Origin of the sequence: Xanthomonas sp. NCPPB 1068, assembly GCF_041479385.2 — a bacterium.
In the GTDB taxonomy this organism is placed as follows: Bacteria; Pseudomonadota; Gammaproteobacteria; order Xanthomonadales; family Xanthomonadaceae; genus Xanthomonas; species Xanthomonas cannabis.
Map to the genome: position 1 here is coordinate 347,087 of NZ_CM192986.1, position 16,137 is coordinate 363,223.

The 16,137-nt window shown below is 68.5% G+C and carries 13 protein-coding genes; 1 reads left to right on the top strand and 12 read right to left on the bottom strand.

The window, feature by feature from the left end:
* Window positions 1–124 precede the first annotated feature (124 nt).
* Together ACCQ12_RS01530 and hrpB are read right to left on the bottom strand one after the other, a co-directional pair.
* Window positions 125–556 (bottom strand): hypothetical protein, encoded by a 432-nt coding sequence (locus tag ACCQ12_RS01530; RefSeq protein WP_039413958.1) that lies wholly within the window; start codon window positions 554–556, stop codon window positions 125–127.
* 324 nt (window positions 557–880) lie between these two features.
* A complete protein-coding gene (gene hrpB / locus ACCQ12_RS01535; protein ID WP_372382773.1) occupies window positions 881–3,382 on the bottom strand; it encodes an ATP-dependent helicase HrpB in 2,502 nt (833 codons plus the stop codon).
* Window positions 3,383–3,563: 181 nt separating this feature from the next.
* On the opposite strand from hrpB, the gene ACCQ12_RS01540 reads away from it, so the two are divergent.
* Window positions 3,564–5,678: a methyl-accepting chemotaxis protein gene (locus ACCQ12_RS01540; protein ID WP_372382774.1), complete on the top strand. Its 2,115-nt coding sequence runs from the start codon at window positions 3,564–3,566 to the stop codon at window positions 5,676–5,678.
* A gap of 185 nt (window positions 5,679–5,863) precedes the next feature.
* On the opposite strand, the gene ACCQ12_RS01545 is transcribed toward ACCQ12_RS01540, so the two are convergent.
* From ACCQ12_RS01545 to ACCQ12_RS01590, 10 genes are all read right to left on the bottom strand, one after another.
* Window positions 5,864–6,337: a YehS family protein gene (locus tag ACCQ12_RS01545; RefSeq protein ID WP_166749796.1), complete on the bottom strand. Its 474-nt coding sequence runs from the start codon at window positions 6,335–6,337 to the stop codon at window positions 5,864–5,866.
* A gap of 326 nt (window positions 6,338–6,663) precedes the next feature.
* Window positions 6,664–7,023 (bottom strand): hydroxyisourate hydrolase, encoded by a 360-nt coding sequence (gene uraH, locus ACCQ12_RS01550; protein WP_081422395.1) that lies wholly within the window; start codon window positions 7,021–7,023, stop codon window positions 6,664–6,666.
* Window positions 6,993–8,414 (bottom strand): FAD-dependent urate hydroxylase HpyO, encoded by a 1,422-nt coding sequence (gene hpyO / locus ACCQ12_RS01555; protein WP_372382775.1) that lies wholly within the window; start codon window positions 8,412–8,414, stop codon window positions 6,993–6,995. The genes uraH and hpyO overlap by 31 nt, the downstream gene beginning before the upstream one ends.
* Complete coding sequence (uraD, locus tag ACCQ12_RS01560) at window positions 8,411–8,902, bottom strand: 2-oxo-4-hydroxy-4-carboxy-5-ureidoimidazoline decarboxylase (protein WP_166743561.1); 492 nt, start codon at window positions 8,900–8,902, stop codon at window positions 8,411–8,413. The genes hpyO and uraD overlap by 4 nt, the downstream gene beginning before the upstream one ends.
* The gene (hpxZ, locus tag ACCQ12_RS01565; protein ID WP_166749792.1) at window positions 8,899–9,294 is read right to left on the bottom strand and encodes an oxalurate catabolism protein HpxZ; all 396 of its coding nucleotides are present in this window, start codon (window positions 9,292–9,294) and stop codon (window positions 8,899–8,901) included. Before hpxZ ends, uraD begins: the two co-directional genes overlap by 4 nt.
* Window positions 9,291–10,181 (bottom strand): allantoinase PuuE, encoded by an 891-nt coding sequence (puuE, locus tag ACCQ12_RS01570; protein WP_104580183.1) that lies wholly within the window; start codon window positions 10,179–10,181, stop codon window positions 9,291–9,293. Before puuE ends, hpxZ begins: the two co-directional genes overlap by 4 nt.
* A complete protein-coding gene (locus ACCQ12_RS01575) occupies window positions 10,178–11,434 on the bottom strand; it encodes a pyridoxal-phosphate-dependent aminotransferase family protein (RefSeq protein ID WP_228334618.1) in 1,257 nt (418 codons plus the stop codon). The genes puuE and ACCQ12_RS01575 overlap by 4 nt, the downstream gene beginning before the upstream one ends.
* Complete coding sequence (locus ACCQ12_RS01580) at window positions 11,424–12,710, bottom strand: allantoate amidohydrolase (protein ID WP_372382776.1); 1,287 nt, start codon at window positions 12,708–12,710, stop codon at window positions 11,424–11,426. The genes ACCQ12_RS01575 and ACCQ12_RS01580 overlap by 11 nt, the downstream gene beginning before the upstream one ends.
* A 616-nt stretch (window positions 12,711–13,326) precedes the next feature.
* Window positions 13,327–15,324, bottom strand: a complete 1,998-nt coding sequence (locus ACCQ12_RS01585; protein WP_372383530.1) for a TonB-dependent receptor — start codon at window positions 15,322–15,324, stop codon at window positions 13,327–13,329.
* 171 nt (window positions 15,325–15,495) lie between these two features.
* Window positions 15,496–15,957: a hypothetical protein gene (locus ACCQ12_RS01590; protein WP_372382777.1), complete on the bottom strand. Its 462-nt coding sequence runs from the start codon at window positions 15,955–15,957 to the stop codon at window positions 15,496–15,498.
* Between the last annotated feature and the right edge of the window lie 180 nt (window positions 15,958–16,137).

The window sequence follows — 16,137 nt, forward strand, 5'->3', positions numbered from 1 at the left end:
CAGTTGGAACGCCCGGATCCCGTAGCGGGCCAGCGTGAGAACGCGCCACAAATGACGACGCCACGGCAACAAGCCGTGGCGTCGGGCACTGCATGTGTCATCGCCGGATCGGCGAGACGATGGCTTATTCGATGCCGTCGCTCGGGGTCACGGCAGCACGGCGCTGGTAGGCAGCGCGGCGTGCATTGGCGTTGCTCGCATGTTCGCGATCGAGGCGATGCACGTTGCCGCCCAGCACCTGCTGGTCGCGCTGACGCTTGCGGTAGACCGCATAGCCGATCAGGCCCAGGCCGGCGACGGCAGCCGCTACGGTGACAGCGGGGTTGCGCTTGACCAGCTTGGTGGCGACCTTGCCACCAGTGCGCACGGCGCCCAGTGCCGCGCCGGTCTTCAGCCATTCGCTGGCGCCCGGGCCGAAATGACGCAGGCTGCTGCCAGCATGGCGCGCCTGGTCGCCGGCATTGGAGGCGGCGTGACGCAGGTGGTCGCCCGCGTTGCCTGCCAGTTCCAGGGCACGCTCCAGGGCGCGTTCGGTGATCACGGTCAGCTTGCTCATTGGAGGCGTTTCCTTTCTGAGTACGTGGCCGCAGTGTGTGGGCTGGTCCGTATAGACAGCGTTAGCGGGACCAGGCGCTGTTTGGCTTGCGGTTAGGAAGGACGCGACGCGCCGCCGCGACTGATGCTTATCCCGGAAGTGACGGAGGTCTGAACTTGAGCGGTGTCGACGATGAAAGTCCCCCCTCGGGACACTGTCTTCCTTGATGGGGAGAAGGTGCCCCGAAAGGGCGGATGAGGGTACGGGCGAAGCCTGGGGGTTTGGATGAGTGAGAGACGTCGCCCCGTACCCTCACCCCAACCCCTTTCCCGACGGGAGAGGGGCTCAGGTGCCACGTGGTTTTGCTCTGTGCGTTGCAGCGGCGGTCCAGGGGTCGTCCGGCCATGGATGCCGCGGATACCGCCCTTTCATCTCTTTTTTAACGTCCGGGTAGGTGTTGGCCCAGAAGCTCTTCAGGTCCTGGGTCACCTGCAGTGGGCGGCCGCCGGGCGAGAGCAGGTGCAGGGTCAGCGCGATACGGCCGTCGGCGATGCGCGGGGTTTCGGCCAAGCCGAACAGTTCCTGCAGCTTGACCGCCAGCACCGGCGGCAACGGCTGCTGGGCATGGTCGAGGGTGTAGCTGATCTGCCGCTCCATGCCCGATGGCACGCTGATGCGGGTAGGGGCGTGACGGTCGATGGCCTGGCGGCGCTCCCACGGCAGTGCGGCCTTGAGTGCTTCGCCCAGGCTGGCTTCGTCCAGCGCGTCGAGCCTGGTTTTCCCGACAAACGCCGGGCGTAGCCAGGTGTCCAGCGTGTCCAGCAACGTGGTGTCAGAGAGATCGGGCAGGGCGAGCTCCGGCATCCATACGCGCAGCGACTGCACGCGTGCGCGCCACTGCTGCAGGTTGTCAGTCCATGGCAATGCGTCCAGACCGAGTTGACGTACCGCGTCGGTGAGCGCGCCGGCCGCCTGTGCCGGGTCGACGCGGCCGGCCGGGCGGCTGTCGAGCACGATGCGGTCGAAGCTGGATTGGCGGCGCGCCACCAAGGCGCGTTTGTCGGCGTCCCACTGCACCACGTCCTGCTGCACGAAGCGCTCGGGCACGCTGCGGCGCAGATAGCCTTCGTCCACCGGCGCGGCACGCAGCAACAGGGCGTCCTTGGCGTCGTAGCGCAGCTCGCTGGCGACCAGCCACGGTTCGCCGCGCAGATCGCTGTGGTCGAACAGGCGCGCGCTGCGGCCGTTGGCCAGCAGGTAGCGCAGCGGGTCGGCGGGGTGGCGTGCGGCGATACGGTCCGGGAAGGCATGGGAGAGCAGATCACCCAGTGCATGTGCCTCCACGCTGGTGGGCGGGGCGCTGTCGCAGCGCAGCCGGCGTCGCCATTGTTTGGCAGCGCTGTCGATGGCAGCCAGGCCACCGCGATTGGCGTCGGACCCGGTACGGCCCTGACGAAACGCGGCCAGGGCGCGCCAGCGCGCTGCCAATCCATCGCCGCCCTGACGCAGCGGGTCGCGCGCCTCCAGCAGCGCGGCCAGATCGCAGGCCAGGGCCAGGCGGGGCGCATCATCGGCCTGCGCCAGCATCGCGGCCAGCCGCGGATGCGTGCCCAGCGCGAGCATGCGACGGCCCAGGGCGGTCAGGCCGCCGGAGTCGCCGAGCGCGCCCAGCCGTTGCAGCAGTTCGCGCGCGGCGGCCAGCGCGCCGGTGGGCGGCGCATCGACAAAGCGCAGCGCATCGCTGCCCCAGGCGGCCAGCTCCAGCGCCAGGCCGGCCAGCTCCACCTGGGTGATCTCGGCGCGGCGCTGCGGTTCCAGCCGCTGCGACTGCGGCCACAGCCGGTACGCCCAGCCGCTGGCCACGCGTCCGGCGCGTCCGGCGCGCTGGTCGGCCGAGGCCTGCGAAATGGTGGCCACGTCCAGCCGCGAGAACCCGCTGTTGGGGTCGTAGTGCGGCTCACGCGCCTGGCCGCTGTCGATCACCACGCGCACGCCCGGCAGCGTCACCGATGACTCGGCCACGTTGGTGGCCAGCACCACGCGCCGGCGCCCCTGCGGGTCGGGTTGCAGGACCTGCGTCTGCGCCTCCACCGACAATTCGCCGTGCAACGGCAGCACCTGCACGGCCGGGTCCAGCGCTTCCTGCAAGGCGCCGTGCACACGCGTGATTTCGCGCTGGCCGGGCAGGAATACCAGCACATCGCCGGGATGGGTGGCCAGTGCATGCTCCACCGCGCGCCGGGTCTGCGGTTCCAGCGCTTCGTCGCGTCGCGCAGGGAAATGCGCGATGTCCACCGGAAAACTGCGCCCGGCGCTGCTCAGCCGCGGGGCCTCCAGAAAGCCCGCCAGGCGCTCGCCATCCAGCGTGGCCGACATCGCCACGATGCGCAGGTCCTCGCGCAGCTGCGCCTGGACATCCAGCGCCAGCGCCAGACCCAGGTCGCCGGCCAGATGGCGCTCGTGGAACTCGTCGAACAGCAGTGCGCCCACGCGTTCCAGCATGGGGTCGTCCTGGATCATCCGGGTCAGGATGCCCTCGGTGACCACTTCAATACGGGTACGCGCGGAAGTCTTGTTCTCGAAGCGGATGCGGTAGCCCACGGTCTCGCCGACCGGCTCGCCCAGCTGGCGCGCCATAAACGTCGCTGCGCTGCGGGCGGCCACACGGCGCGGTTCGAGCATCACGATCTTGCGGCCGGCCAGCCACGGCGCGTCCAGCAGCGCCAGCGGTACCTGGGTGGTCTTGCCGGCACCGGGCGGCGCTTCCAGGACCAGTCGTGGATGGGCGGCGAGGCTGTCGCGAATCTGCGGCAACAACGGAGAGATTGGAAAAGCGGGCGCATTCATGCGCGGGAGGATACGGCCTGCGTGCGGCCAGCACGATGGTCGGGCATGCGGGTGAAGACTGTCGGGGAATGCCGCAGGGCGCATTCTCGATCGGCAGTTGCGGAGCCTGTTTGCATTGGCCGCCGCTTCAGAGCCAGGCACGGGCGGTCGATAACCGGATATCCCCGTTGCTGGATTCACCATGTCTGCCACTCCGAAATTTGTCAGCCTGCAAAGCAAACTGCTTGGCGCGCTCGCGCTGGGGCTGTCGGTCATCCTGCTGTGCGCACTGGGCGGCCTGGGCACGGCCTGGCTCAGTCTGTCCGGCAAGGTGCCGTCGGAGGTGGCGCAGGCCTCCAGCAGCGAAGAGATCACCCGTGATTTCCGTCTGCAGGTGCAGGAATGGAAAAACGTGCTCATCCGCGGGCGCGACCCGGGGCAATTGAACAAACATCTGACTGCCTTCCGCGAGCAAGGCAAGCGCGTGCAGGCCAGCACCGAGGCGCTGGCCCAGACAACGCAGGACGCACAGGCGCGTGCCTTGGCGCAGGAGTTCGCCAAGGCGCATCTGGCGCTGCAGGCCAACTACGAAGCCGCGCTGGGCAAGTTTGCCGAGGCCGGCCATGACACCCAGGTGGGCGACCAGTTGGTCAAGGGCCAGGACCGCGCGCCCAGCCAGACGCTCGAAGCGCTGGTCAAGCGCAGCAAGACCCTGGCCGACGCTGCGGTGCTGGCCAGCTCGCAATCGGCACAGCACAAACTGGTCTATTCGGCAGTCGCCACGGTGGGCGCCGCGCTGTGTCTGGTGGCGGTACTGGGCTGGTGGATACGGCGCTCGATCGTTCGCCCGATCGAAACGGTTGCACACGCGGCACGCCTGGTGGCGGCCGGCGACCTGTCGGCACGCGCGGCGGTCGGCAATCGTGACGAGATCGGGTTGCTGGGACAGGCAATGGGGCAGGTGGTCACCACGCTCACCGATGTCTCAAGCGCACAGGCGGACATGGCCCAGCGTCATGAAGCCGGGCAGATGAGTTACCGCATGGACGCGCAGGCATTTCCTGGCGCGTATGGCCGCATGGTGGACGACACCAACGGACTGATCGGCGCGCAGGTGGGGTTGATCGGCACCATGCTGCAGGTGATGCAGCATTACGCGGTGGGTGACATGTCGGTGGACATGCCGCGCCTGCCGGGCGAAAAGGCGCAGATCACCGAGGCGATGGACACCACCAAACGCAACCTGGCCGCGATCAACGGCGAAATCCGTGGCCTGGTCAATGCGGCTGCGGCCGGCGACTTTGCCACCCGTGGTAACACCGACGCCTATCAATTCGAGTTCCGCGGCATGGTCGAGGGCCTCAATGGCCTGATGCACAACGTGGACCAGAATCTGGCCGAGCTGTCGCAGCTGCTCAAGGCAATTGCCGATGGCGATCTGACTGCGCGCATGCACGGTAACCAGCAAGGCGTCTTCGCGCGCATGCGTGACGATGCCAATGCCACCGTGCAGCGCCTGACCGATATCGTCGGGGATATCACGCTGGCCGCACAGACCATTCGCACCGCGTCCGCCGAAATCGCCGCCGGCAACAACGATCTGGCGCAGCGTACCGAACAGCAGGCGGCCAATCTGGAAGAAACCGCTGCATCGATGGAAGAGCTCACCTCCACCGTGCGGCAGAATGCCGACACTGCGCAGCAGGCTAGCCGCGGTGCACAGGCGGCTGCCGAGATTGCCAGCCGCGGCGGAGACATGGTGGCCAGCGTGGTTGGCACCATGGGCGAAATCGAAGGGTCGTCCAGGAAGATTGCCGACATCATCAGTGTCATCGACGGCATCGCCTTCCAGACCAATATTCTGGCCTTGAACGCTGCGGTGGAAGCGGCGCGTGCCGGCGAGCAGGGGCGCGGCTTTGCGGTGGTTGCATCCGAGGTGCGCGCGCTGGCACAACGTTCAGCCGGCGCCGCCAAGGAGGTCAAGCAACTGATCGATGCATCGGTGGACAGCGTCGAGCGTGGCAGCGCACGCGTAAATCAGGCCGGGCGAACAATGCAGGACATCGTGCAATCGGTGCAGCAGGTCACCACGCTCATTGCCGAGATTTCCGCCGCATCGCGCGAACAGTCCGCCGGAATCGAGCAGGTGGCGCGCACCGTCAATGACATGGACGAAACCACCCAGCGCAATGCCGCGCTGGTGGAAGAAGCTTCGGCCGCAGCGCGGGCGATGGAAGAGCAGGCGGTGGAGCTGAGCGAAGCGGTCTCGGTGTTCCGTCTGGATGCTCACAAGCCGCGTCTGGCGGCGGCTGCATAGAAGCCGACTCGGAATCGTGGCCGTGCATGCTGGCCGGCTCGCACGGGTGCTTGTTGCGCCGGGGGTGCCTGGCGCATCTGCACCTGCCGGCCTGGCGCCTGCTGAAGCACGTGTGCGGCGGTTGATCGCGCTCGCGTCGCGCGAGCGCTCCTACGAAGAGCGGCGCTTTGGGGCGGTGGTGACGTTCAACCGGCTTCGCGGACCCGGGCGGTCAGGCCCTTGAGGAAGGCGCGCAGCAGTTGGTCGCCGCAGGGGCGGAAATTCTTGTGGCCGGGCTGGCGGAACAGTGCGGAGAGTTCCGGCTTGGACAGCGGGAAGCCGGCGCTGGCGAAGATGGCGTGCATGTCGACGTCCTTCAGTTCGAAGGCCACGCGCAGCTTCTTCAACACCAGGTTGTTGCCGACGCGGGTTTCCAGCGGGCGTGCCGGCTGGGTCTCGTCGCGACCGCGGAAGCGCAGCACCAGGCCGTCGAGAAAACGCGCCAGCATCGCATCGGTGCAGGGCTCGAAACCGGGCTCGTCTTCCTTCTTCAGCCAGGCCTGTACCTGCGGCTTGTCGAGCGCGAACCCGGGGTCGGCCAGGTGGGTGATCTCCACCACCTTGTCGTCGCTGAGATCGAGCATGTAGCGGATGCTGCGCAGTACATCGTTGTGGATCATGACCGTTCCGGTGCCCCGGCCTGTCGCCGGAAAGGCGTCATTCTACGGGGCCGTGGCGGAACGCGGCGTGTGTCGCGCCGAACGGTTGCGACGCCATTGCCGCATAGGCTGCCAAGATGTTGCAAGCAGATGTCAGGTGGATGCACAGATCGCAGTGGCGCCAGTCGAATGCTCTGCCGTGATCCACGGTGCCTGAGGCAGCGTGCGCGTACCAGGCAGGCAGCGACGCGGGGCGGTCTGTCGTTCTGCGCCGGGATGAGGCTGTCGCCGGGACCGGTGAGCCTGGTTCGCTGTGGCAGTCGCCCCAGCTCTCGCGCCAGCGGCTTTCAGCTGCCGCGATAAGTGGAATATCCGTACGGCGAGACCAGCAGCGGCACGTGGTAGTGGCCGTCGTTGGCAATGCCGAAAGCGATGGGCACCTGCTCCAGGAACGGCGGGTCGGTCAGGGCGACGCCGGCCGCACGCCAATAGATGGCGACCTCGAATTCCAGCCGATAGCGGCCGGGCGGCAGCGTGAGGGCGGCCAGTTCCGGGCAGCGCCCGTCCTGGTTGGTGACACCGTCGAAGTGCAACGTATCGCCTGCGAACAGGCGCAGCGGCAGGCCGGAAGCGGGGCGGCCGCTGGCGGTGTCCAGCACATGCGTGGACAGCGTGCTCATGCCACCGCCTGGGTGGGTTGCGGCCATTGGCCGACGAACTCGGGTTGGTCATAGGCCAGATAGGTCTCGACGATGGCCTGGCGGTCGTCCAGAAACAGCTGGTCGGCCACCGCGCGGGCCAGCCGCGGCAGGGCGACCTTGAGCCCGGACAATGCCGCGGCCGAGGGGCCGTGGTTGATCAGCGCCGAATAGTTGAAGGCGAACAGCCCGTGCAGCAGCGCGGCGTCGTCGGGCGTGCGTGGCAGCAGTTCGAAGCCGGGCCCCAGGTAGGGGTGCGCGTCCAACACCGGGTTGGCCTGGCCCGGCGGTGGCTGATAGCGGTCGCCCCAGCAGGCGATGCGCCCGGACAGCGCGGCCAGCTCGGGGCGCAGCTGCGGGTCGGTGACCAGGCCGGTGGCCACCGCCAGAAAATCGAAGCGGTGTTCGCCCTGCGGCGTGCGCACCACAATCTCGCCATCGCGCTCGGCCACCTCCAGCCACGGGGCACCCAGATGCAGTGCGAAGCCGGCGTGCGCGCAGGCGCGCTGGAAGGTGTCGTTGGTGGGCGGTTGGTTGTGCGCGAAAAAGCTGGCCGTCATGCGGTACTTGTCCGCGTCCGGCAGCGTCAGAAAGCGCGGGATGATGCCGGCCTGTTCCATGTGGCGGAACGGATTGATGCGCGGCAATTCGCTGCGGCGCACGAATACCTCGGCGCTGGCGACGCCTTGATCCAGCGCGAAACACGCATTGTCGAAGGCCGAGGCACCGCCACCCAGGATGCCCACGCGCTTGCCGGCCAGTGCGGCGAAATCGATGTGGCTGGAGGTATGCGCGTAGCGCTGTGCGGGCAGGGCGCGGCTGATCCAGTCCGGCACCATCCACTGGCCGCCGCCCTGGATGCCGGTGGCCAGGATCAGCTTGCGCGTCAGCAGTGGCGCGCCCATCGCCAGATGCAGGCGATGGATGCCGGGGGCGACGTCCGGTTCGACACGCGCCAGTTGCGTGGCATTGCGCACCGGCAGGCGTAGCACCGCGCGGTACCAGCGCAGGTAGTCCATCCAGCGGCCGCGTGGAATCTTGTCCAGCGCGTCCCATGCGGCGCTGCCGTGCTGCGCCTCCCACCAGGCGCGGAAGGTGAGCGACGGCACGCCCAGGTCGATCGAGGTGATGTGCTTGGGCGTGCGCAGGGTCTGCATGCGCGCGTAGGTGACCCACGGGCCTTCCTGCCCCGCCGGGTTTTCGTCGATCACCAGCACGTTGTGCACGCGCTCGCGTTGCAGCGCGAACGCCGCGCCCAGGCCGCTCTGGCCGGCGCCGACGATCACCACATCAAAGACATGCCCGGCTGGATGCACGCGCGGTGCCACCCAGGCGTCGCCGCCGTGGGCAAGACGCTGCAGGTCGCGGGCGAGCTCGCGTTCGAGTTGAGCCAGGCTCATGGCAATGCCTCCAGGCGCAGGTGCACGATCTTGCCGATCTCGGCAATGGCGGTGGCGATCTCTGCGTTGCGCGATGCGTCCAGCCGCCGCTCCAGCGCAGCCAGGATGCCGGCCTTGTCGTGCAGCCGCACGCAGATCACGAACGGGAAACCGAAGCGGTGGCGATAGGCCTGATTGAGCGCGTGGAAGCGCTTGAACTCGTCTTCGCTGAGACGGTCCAGCCCGGCCGAGGCCTGCTCTGCGGCCGATGCGGCAGTGAGCGTGCGGTCGATCGCCGCCTTGCCGGCCAGTTCGGGGTGCGCGCGAATCAGCGCCACCTGGTCCTCCGGCGACGCATCCAGCACCACCTGCATCAGCCCGCGATACACATCGGCGAACGGACGCCGCCGTGCGGCGCGTTCGACCACCCAGGGCGAATGCTCGAACAACTCGCGGTAGCGCGCCACGAAGGCGGCATCGTCCAGCACGCCGTCGTCCACCACGCTCATGCGTGCGTGCCTTGCAGCGAGACATGCGCGGCCACCACCTTCCAGCCATCGGCAAAGCGCACCCAGCTCTGGCTTTGCCGCCCGCGTGCACTGCTGCCCTCACGGATGAATTCTGCATGCGTGGTGGCGAAGTCGTGGCCGAAGCCGTGTACCTGCACATGCACGAGCTGGCGTTGCGGCGAGCCACCACGGCCGATGCGGAACGCGCGGATCGCCTCGATGCCGTACAACACCTCGCCCACGCCGTAGCGCACCGTGCTGGGCGCTGCATGGAACAGCGCATCCATCGCCGTGATGTCGTCGCGCATCAGGGCGTCCTCGTAGGCGTGGAAGGCCGCGGTCACTTGCGCGATCACCTCGGGCAGATCGATCTCGGACACGGCAATGCTCATGCCGGGTGCACCTGCAACCAGTGGCGCGCGATATCGATGCGGCGCGCCACCCAGGCGTCGCCACTGGCCAGCACGTGATCGACAAAGCGCGCCAGGGCTGCCGCGCGTGCCGGCTTGCCGACGATACGGCCGTGCAGGCCGACCGAGAGCATGCGCCCGCCCTCGCTGCGCAATTGTTCGAAGCCGTCGCGCAGATAGCGGAAGAACGGCTCGCCATCGGCAAAGCCGTTGTAGGCGACGAATTTCATGTCGTTGGCATCCAGCGTGTACGGCACGATCAATTGCGTGCGGCCATGGCGTGCGTCGTAGTAGGGCACATCGTCCGCGTAGCTGTCGGCGTCATAGACAAAGCCACCTTCTTCGGCGATCAGACGCGCGGTATTGGGGCTGGTGCGGCCCTGGTACCAGCCCAGCGGGCGGCTGCCGGTCACCTGTGTGTGCAGTGCGATGGCCTGCGCGATATGCGCGCGCTCGGTGGCTTCATCGACATGCTGGTAGTCGATCCAGCGCAACCCGTGGCTGGCGATTTCCCAGTCTGCGGCCTGCATCGCGGCCACCGCCTCGGGGTTGCTGGCCAACGCGTTGGCCACGCCAAACACCGTGACCGGTACGCCGCGCGCGGTGAACAGCCGGTGCAGCCGCCAGAAGCCGGCGCGGCTGCCGTATTCGTACAGGCTTTCCATGGCCATGGCGCGTGCGCCCGGCTGCGACTGCGCGCCCACCATTTCCGACAGAAACGCCTCGGAGCCGGTATCGCCGTTGAGCACGCAGTTTTCTGCGCCCTCTTCGTAATTGATGACGAACTGCACGGCGACGCGTGCGCCACCGGGCCACTGCGCCGCCGGCGGTGTGGCGCCATAGCCGACCAGCGCACGCGCGGCGTTCACGCCGCCGGCTCCGCATGCCAGGCCGCCAATGCGGCGTCCACGGCCAGGCCGGGGGTGCAGGCGTAGCCTTCGGCGCGCAGCACCGCTTCCAATGCGGCCAGGGTGATCAGTACCTTGTGCTTCATCGCGTTGTAGCCCATCGCGCCGATGCGCCAGATCTTGCCTTGCAACGGGCCGAATGCGGTGCCGATCTCGATCTCGAAATCCTCGCGCATGCGCCGGCGCACCGCGTCGTTGTCGATGCCGGGCGGGATCACCACGCCGGTGACGTTGGTCATGCGGTGCGCATCGTCGCCGAAGACCGCAAGGCCCATCGCGCGCACGCCGGCGCTCACCGCGCGGCCGGCGGCGGCGTGGCGGGCAAAGCGTGCGGGCAGGCCTTCCTGCAGGGCCACGCGTGCGCATTCGCGTGCGCCGTAGAGCATGGTGGTGGCTTCGGTGTGGTGGTTGAGGCGCTTGTCCGACCAGTAATCCATGATCATGGCCAGGTCGAAATAATTGGAGGCGATGCGCGGCCCATTGCCGTTGACGATGTCATCGCGCGCGATGCCGCGCTCCACATGGCGGCGCGCAAAGATGGCCTCCGCGGCACGCTCGGACACGGTGATCGGCGCCGAGCCCGAGGGCCCGCCCAGGCATTTCTGCAGGCCGCCGGTGACCACGTCCACGCCCCAGCGGTCGCTGGCGATGTCCATGCCGCCGAGGGTGGCCGTGGCATCCACGTAACTCAGTGCGCCGGCCGCGCGGCACAATGCGCCCAGCCCGTCGAGCGGCTGCGCCATGGTGGTGGAGGTGTCGCCGTGCACGGTGGCCACCAGTTTGGGTGCTACCCGCGCGATTGCCTCGGCAATGGCGTCCAGCGGCACCACCTCGCCCCAGGGCGCATCCACGCTGTGTACGTCGGCACCGAGGCGCTGCAGGATTTCGGTGAGCAGCAAACCGAAGCGGCCGAAGTTGATCACCAGCACGCGGTCGCCCGCACTGACCAGGGACACCAGCGCCGCCTCGATACCGGCACGCGCGGTGCCATCGACCAGGAAGGTCCAGCGATTCCCGGTGCCGAACAACGGGCGATAGAGCGCCATCACCTCGTTCATATAGGTGGTCATTTCCGGATCGAACTGGCCCAGCAGATCGGCCGCCATCGCGCGCAGCACGCGCGGATGCGCATTGACCGGGCCCGGGCCCATCAGCAGCCGCTGCGGGGGATCGAGTTCGCCGAAAGTGTGCAGATGGCGCAGATCAGGTGACAAGGGGATCTCCCAGGTGTTCGATGAAATGGCGCATGACCGCCAGGGCGAGGTCGGCATCGGCCGGGTCGACGTGTTCGTCCGGATGATGGCTAATGCCGCCGGCGCAGCGCACGAACAGCATCGCGGTGGGGCATAGCGCGGCCATCGTCATCGCATCGTGGCCGGCGCCGGAGACCAGTTGCCGCGGTGCGATGCCCTGCGCGGCAACCGCATGTTCAAGGCGCGTGATCAGTGCCGGGGCGCATGGGCTGGCGGCCAGTGTCTGTAGCGGCTCGATGGCGATGGCGATGCCGCGCTGCGTGCCGATCTGCGCGAGCGCGTGTTCGATTTCGCGCACGGCCGCGTCGCGGGTGGCATCGCTGCCGGCGCGCACGTCCAGCGTGCAGTCCACCCGGCCCGGCACCACGTTGGTGGCGCCGGGTGCGACCTGCAGTTTGCCGACGGTGGCGACCAGATCGTTGCTGCCAGCGCGCGCGATGCATTCGATCGCCAGCAGTGCCTCGGCCGCCGCGCTCAAGGCATCGCGACGCAAGGCCATGGTGGTGGTGCCGGCATGTCCGGCGCGGCCATCGAAGCGCAGCGCGAAGCGGCGCTGCGCGGCGATGGCGGTGACGATGCCTACCGGCAGTGCTTCTGCTTCCAGCACCGGGCCTTGTTCGATGTGGGTTTCCAGATACGCCAGCACGCTGCCCGGCGTACGGGCGGCATGACGGATCTGCGCGATATCCAGGCCCCAGTCGGCCAGCGCGGCGGCCACGTCGATGCCGCTGGCATCGCTGACCGCCAGCGCGGCGGGGTCCAGCGTGCCGGCCACCGCGCGGCTGCAGAACATGGAGGCGGGAAAGCGCGAGCCTTCTTCGTCGCCGAACGCGATCACCTCGATGGCGAACGGCAGGCGGCGCGCCTGTGCGTGCAGGGCGGCGACGCATTCGATGCCGAGCAGGATGCCCAGCGGGCCGTCGTAGCGGCCGGCATCGCGCACGCTGTCCAGATGGCTGCCGATCAGCAGGGCAGGTGCCTCGGGATGCGCGGCCTCGTAACGTCCGACCAGGTTGGCCGCCGCGTCCACGCGCACCTGCATGCCCGCCTCGCGCATCCACGTGCTGACCTGGGCGACGGCGGCGCGGTGCGCCGGGCTGAGCCAGGCACGGAACAGGCCATCGGGCGTATCGCTGTAGGGCGCACCACCCAGCTGGTCGCAACGCGCAACCGCACGCGCGCCGCCGGGGCGGGCAGGGTCGGTGGCGGGCGGGGCGGTGGGAACGACAGCAGGCATCGACGGGACCGAGAGGGGCTGCGGGACGCGCGCGGCGATCCGGAAGCGGGCAGGGGATGACGCTTCGACTATAGGGAGCCGCTGCTGTCGCCATCAAAGAGTTTTTTCGCCGGTTCGCGCTGCAAAAAATGCAACGCGCGGCGATGCTGTCGCCAGCAGGCGTGGGTGCGGTCGGTGGGCAGTCGGCCCCATCGCGCGAAGTGGCCGGCAGTGGCCGGCGCGGCCGCGGTGGCTCGAAAGCGGGGCCAATGCGCGCGCTGCATGACGCCATGGGCCACACGCATTGCCCGGCATCGTCCACGACGGCCGTCGACCGCGCGACGGTACCGCCGAGGGCGGCGATGCGGATGTGTTCCGGCACCCCAGGAGTGGGCGGCGCCGCCCGCGTTGCGCGTGCGGCGCCGCACGCGCAGCGGCGAGACCTGCTGCAGGCGCGCCTGCTGGGAGCGCGGCGCTCAGGGCGGTAGCACCGTCTGGGCGCGCGCTTCCCTGGCAATCAAAGCCAATCACTGACGCGGCGCTTGCAGTCACCACGCCCAACGCGACGTCTTACGCGTGTGCCAAACGGCCATTACGCCGCCCGCACCCGGCTGCGATGCCGGGTGCCTGGCCAGTGTCAGAACGTCAGGTTCCAGGCCGCATACACGCCACGCCCGTCGGCCGGGGTAAAGCCGGAGATGCCGCTGTCGAAGAAGCCATACACGTACAGCTTGTCGGTGACGTTCTTGATCTGTAGCGACAGCTCGTTGCGCGGGTTGACCTGCCAGGTGGCGCTGACATTGCCGATCACATAGCCGCCGTAACGCCCCAGCGTGTTGGCGCGGTCGATGTAGTAGTCGCCCTGCCCGTTGCCCCACAGGCTGAACTTGAGGCGGTCGCTGGCCTGGTAGTCCACGCCGCCGGTGAGCAACCAGTTGGGGACGTTTTCCACTTCCTTGCCACGCGTGTCCGGCGCGCTGGGGTCGGCCACCACGATCTGCGCCTTCTGCCGCGAGTAGGCCAGCCATGCGCGCCAGCGCTCGCTCGGCTGCAGGTTGAGTTGCGCGTCCCAGCCGCGGCGCAGGGTGCGGCCGACATTGCTGACCTCATCCACCGCCACCGCACCATTGACGCCGATCACGCGCGCCACCTCGCCGGACGCGCGCTGCTCCCAGTAGGCCAAGCGGGCGTCGGCCCAGGACCAGGGCTGGAACTTCAGGCCGCTCTCCCAGCCGTCGTTGATCGAGGGGCGCAGGTTGCGGGCCTGGGTGCGGTAGGCGCCGTTGCCGCCACCGATCTGCCAGGTGCGGCCCCAGTTGGCGTACGCGGTGGCGCGATCGCTCAGGCTGTAGGCGGCGCTGAACTTGGGCTGCAGGATGCTGCCGAAGTCGTAGGTGGAAAACCGCGTGCCGCTGAGCGCATCCAGAAAGCTGCCGCGCACCTGGTCGATGCGGTATGCCGGCACCAGCTTCAGCCGCTCGGTCGGGCGCATCACCAACTGCAGATAGGCGCCGCGGGTATCCAGGCTGTAATCCCAATCGCGCAATGGGCGCACCCGCTCGCGCTCCACGGTGCGATAGCGTTGCGACACGTTGTCCTGCCACTGCGCGTCCACGCCGGCTTCCAGCGCAAATTCGCTGAAGCCCGCCAGCTCCGGCCGCCAGGTGGTGCCGGCAATGACGCCGTGGTGGGTCTCGTTGGTCACGCGCTCCTGTTGCGGATTGCGTTCGACAAAGCGCACGAAGCGCTCGTTCTGGTAGCGGTTGACGTAGGTCTTGGCGGTCCAGCTCCAGTCCTCGCCCAGCGTACCGTCGGCATGCAGCACGGTCTGGATCAGCTGACGCTCGCTCTGGTCGGTATTGGCAAATGCCGGCGAGCTGCGCGGCGCCTGCTGCGCCTGCTGGAAAGTGAGAAAGCCCGCTTCCTGCGCAGTGGCGTGATAGAAGCGCGTGCTCAGGCCGGCGCGCCAGCGGGCGTCCGGGTCGGTGTACAACCATTTGGCGGCGAAGTTGCGCTTGATCGCCAGCGCATGGTCGCGATAGCCCTCCGAACTGCGCCAGCCGACAAAATAATTCTGGCTCCAGCCGCCCTGCTCGAACCCCTTGGCGGCCTGCACGTCGTAGGTGCCGAAGCTGCCGGTGGCGAGGCTGAGCGTGCCGTCGTTGCCGCCGCTGCGGGTGACCACGTTGACGTCGCCGGCGATGGCGTTGAGCCCGTAGCGCGGGTCATTGGTGCCGCGCACGATCTCGATCGCCTCGATGTCCAGCGGCGAGATCATGTCCATGTACGGCATGCCGCCGAGGTTGTCGTTGCCGGGCACGCCGTCGATCAGCAGCTTGACCGCGTTGACGCGGCCTTCGGCATTGAAGCCGCGGAACGAGAACCGCCCGGCTTCGGTGCCGACCTTGAACTGGGTGACCTGCACGCCGGGTGCGCGCGCGAACAGCTCCCAGCTGAAATCCACCTTCTGGTTTTGCAGCAGGTCGGCGCCCAGCACGTCCACCGACGAAAACACGCTGTGCGCGGCGAGCGTGCCGTTGGAGACGGCCGTGGCCTGCACCTTGCCCAGGGTCAGCACCGAGTCGTCCTGCGGCGCGTCGGCGGCATGGGCGCCCTGCGCGCAGGTCAGACCCATCGCCAGTGCGGCGGTGAGGCGATGAAGCGTGGTGGACATCGAAAAACTCCGTGCGGCCTTGCGCAGGCCGTTGCAGCGAATGAGAAGACGCAGACAGCACCGGCAATGGCCGGGCCGTGCGTGAGGTATGGCGGCGCGATCGATACGACGAGCGCGCGGCGAGAGGAGGCGTCAGCCGATCGCCGACAGCGGCGGTCCGCGCACCGGGTGCGCAGCGCGCATGCGTGTCATGGGCCAGGCCGGGTGCGGCGGCCAGGCAAGCACGCGGCGGTGCACGGCCGGCAGCAGGTATAGCAGCGCCGCCGCCAGCAGGAGCAACGCGCGCGCTGCCAGCTGGCATGCCTCGCACGTGGAGGTGTCTTCCGTACCGGTCTGGTCGGACCGCTCGCCGCTGCGGGCCGGCGTCGATACGTCCGCCTCGCCATCGGCATCGGCCACGCGGGTGACGTGGTGCGGGCTGCCAGTGCCGGAGACGTGCGTGGGCAACACCCGCGCGTCTACCGGCCATGGCCCGAGCGTCGCCGAGGCCGCCTGCGTCAGCCGTGGATGACCCAGCACCGGCAACACCACCAGCAGCAACGTCGCCAGAACGGCGAGGCTGCGGAACAGGCGCGATAGCGGGGTGGATGACATCGTTACACTATAACAAGTGTGATGGCCGTGCGCTGCAGGTGCGCGTGCTCGTCCACAGGCAGGGCCCTTCCAGGCAGAGCCGCTGCATCGCGGATGGGTCAGGACGCCATGCGCCGTGATGGTGGTCGCGATCAGCGCCCTGGCATGCAGCCAGACACCGGGCGGCATGCTGCCAGGTCG

Excerpts from the sequence above, each read along its gene's own strand:
- ACCQ12_RS01530 (WP_039413958.1), bottom strand. The coding sequence starts at position 556 with ATGAGCAAGCTGACCGTGATCACCGAACGCGCCCTGGAGCGTGCCCTG.
- hrpB (WP_372382773.1), bottom strand. The coding sequence starts at position 3,382 with ATGAATGCGCCCGCTTTTCCAATCTCTCCGTTGTTGCCGCAGATTCGC.
- ACCQ12_RS01540 (WP_372382774.1), top strand. The coding sequence starts at position 3,564 with ATGTCTGCCACTCCGAAATTTGTCAGCCTGCAAAGCAAACTGCTTGGC.
- ACCQ12_RS01545 (WP_166749796.1), bottom strand. The coding sequence starts at position 6,337 with ATGATCCACAACGATGTACTGCGCAGCATCCGCTACATGCTCGATCTC.
- uraH (WP_081422395.1), bottom strand. The coding sequence starts at position 7,023 with ATGGCCGCAACCCACCCAGGCGGTGGCATGAGCACGCTGTCCACGCAT.
- hpyO (WP_372382775.1), bottom strand. The coding sequence starts at position 8,414 with ATGAGCCTGGCTCAACTCGAACGCGAGCTCGCCCGCGACCTGCAGCGT.
- uraD (WP_166743561.1), bottom strand. The coding sequence starts at position 8,902 with ATGAGCGTGGTGGACGACGGCGTGCTGGACGATGCCGCCTTCGTGGCG.
- hpxZ (WP_166749792.1), bottom strand. The coding sequence starts at position 9,294 with ATGAGCATTGCCGTGTCCGAGATCGATCTGCCCGAGGTGATCGCGCAA.
- ACCQ12_RS01580 (WP_372382776.1), bottom strand. The coding sequence starts at position 12,710 with ATGCCTGCTGTCGTTCCCACCGCCCCGCCCGCCACCGACCCTGCCCGC.
- ACCQ12_RS01585 (WP_372383530.1), bottom strand. The coding sequence starts at position 15,324 with ATGGGTCTGACCTGCGCGCAGGGCGCCCATGCCGCCGACGCGCCGCAG.
- ACCQ12_RS01590 (WP_372382777.1), bottom strand. The coding sequence starts at position 15,957 with ATGTCATCCACCCCGCTATCGCGCCTGTTCCGCAGCCTCGCCGTTCTG.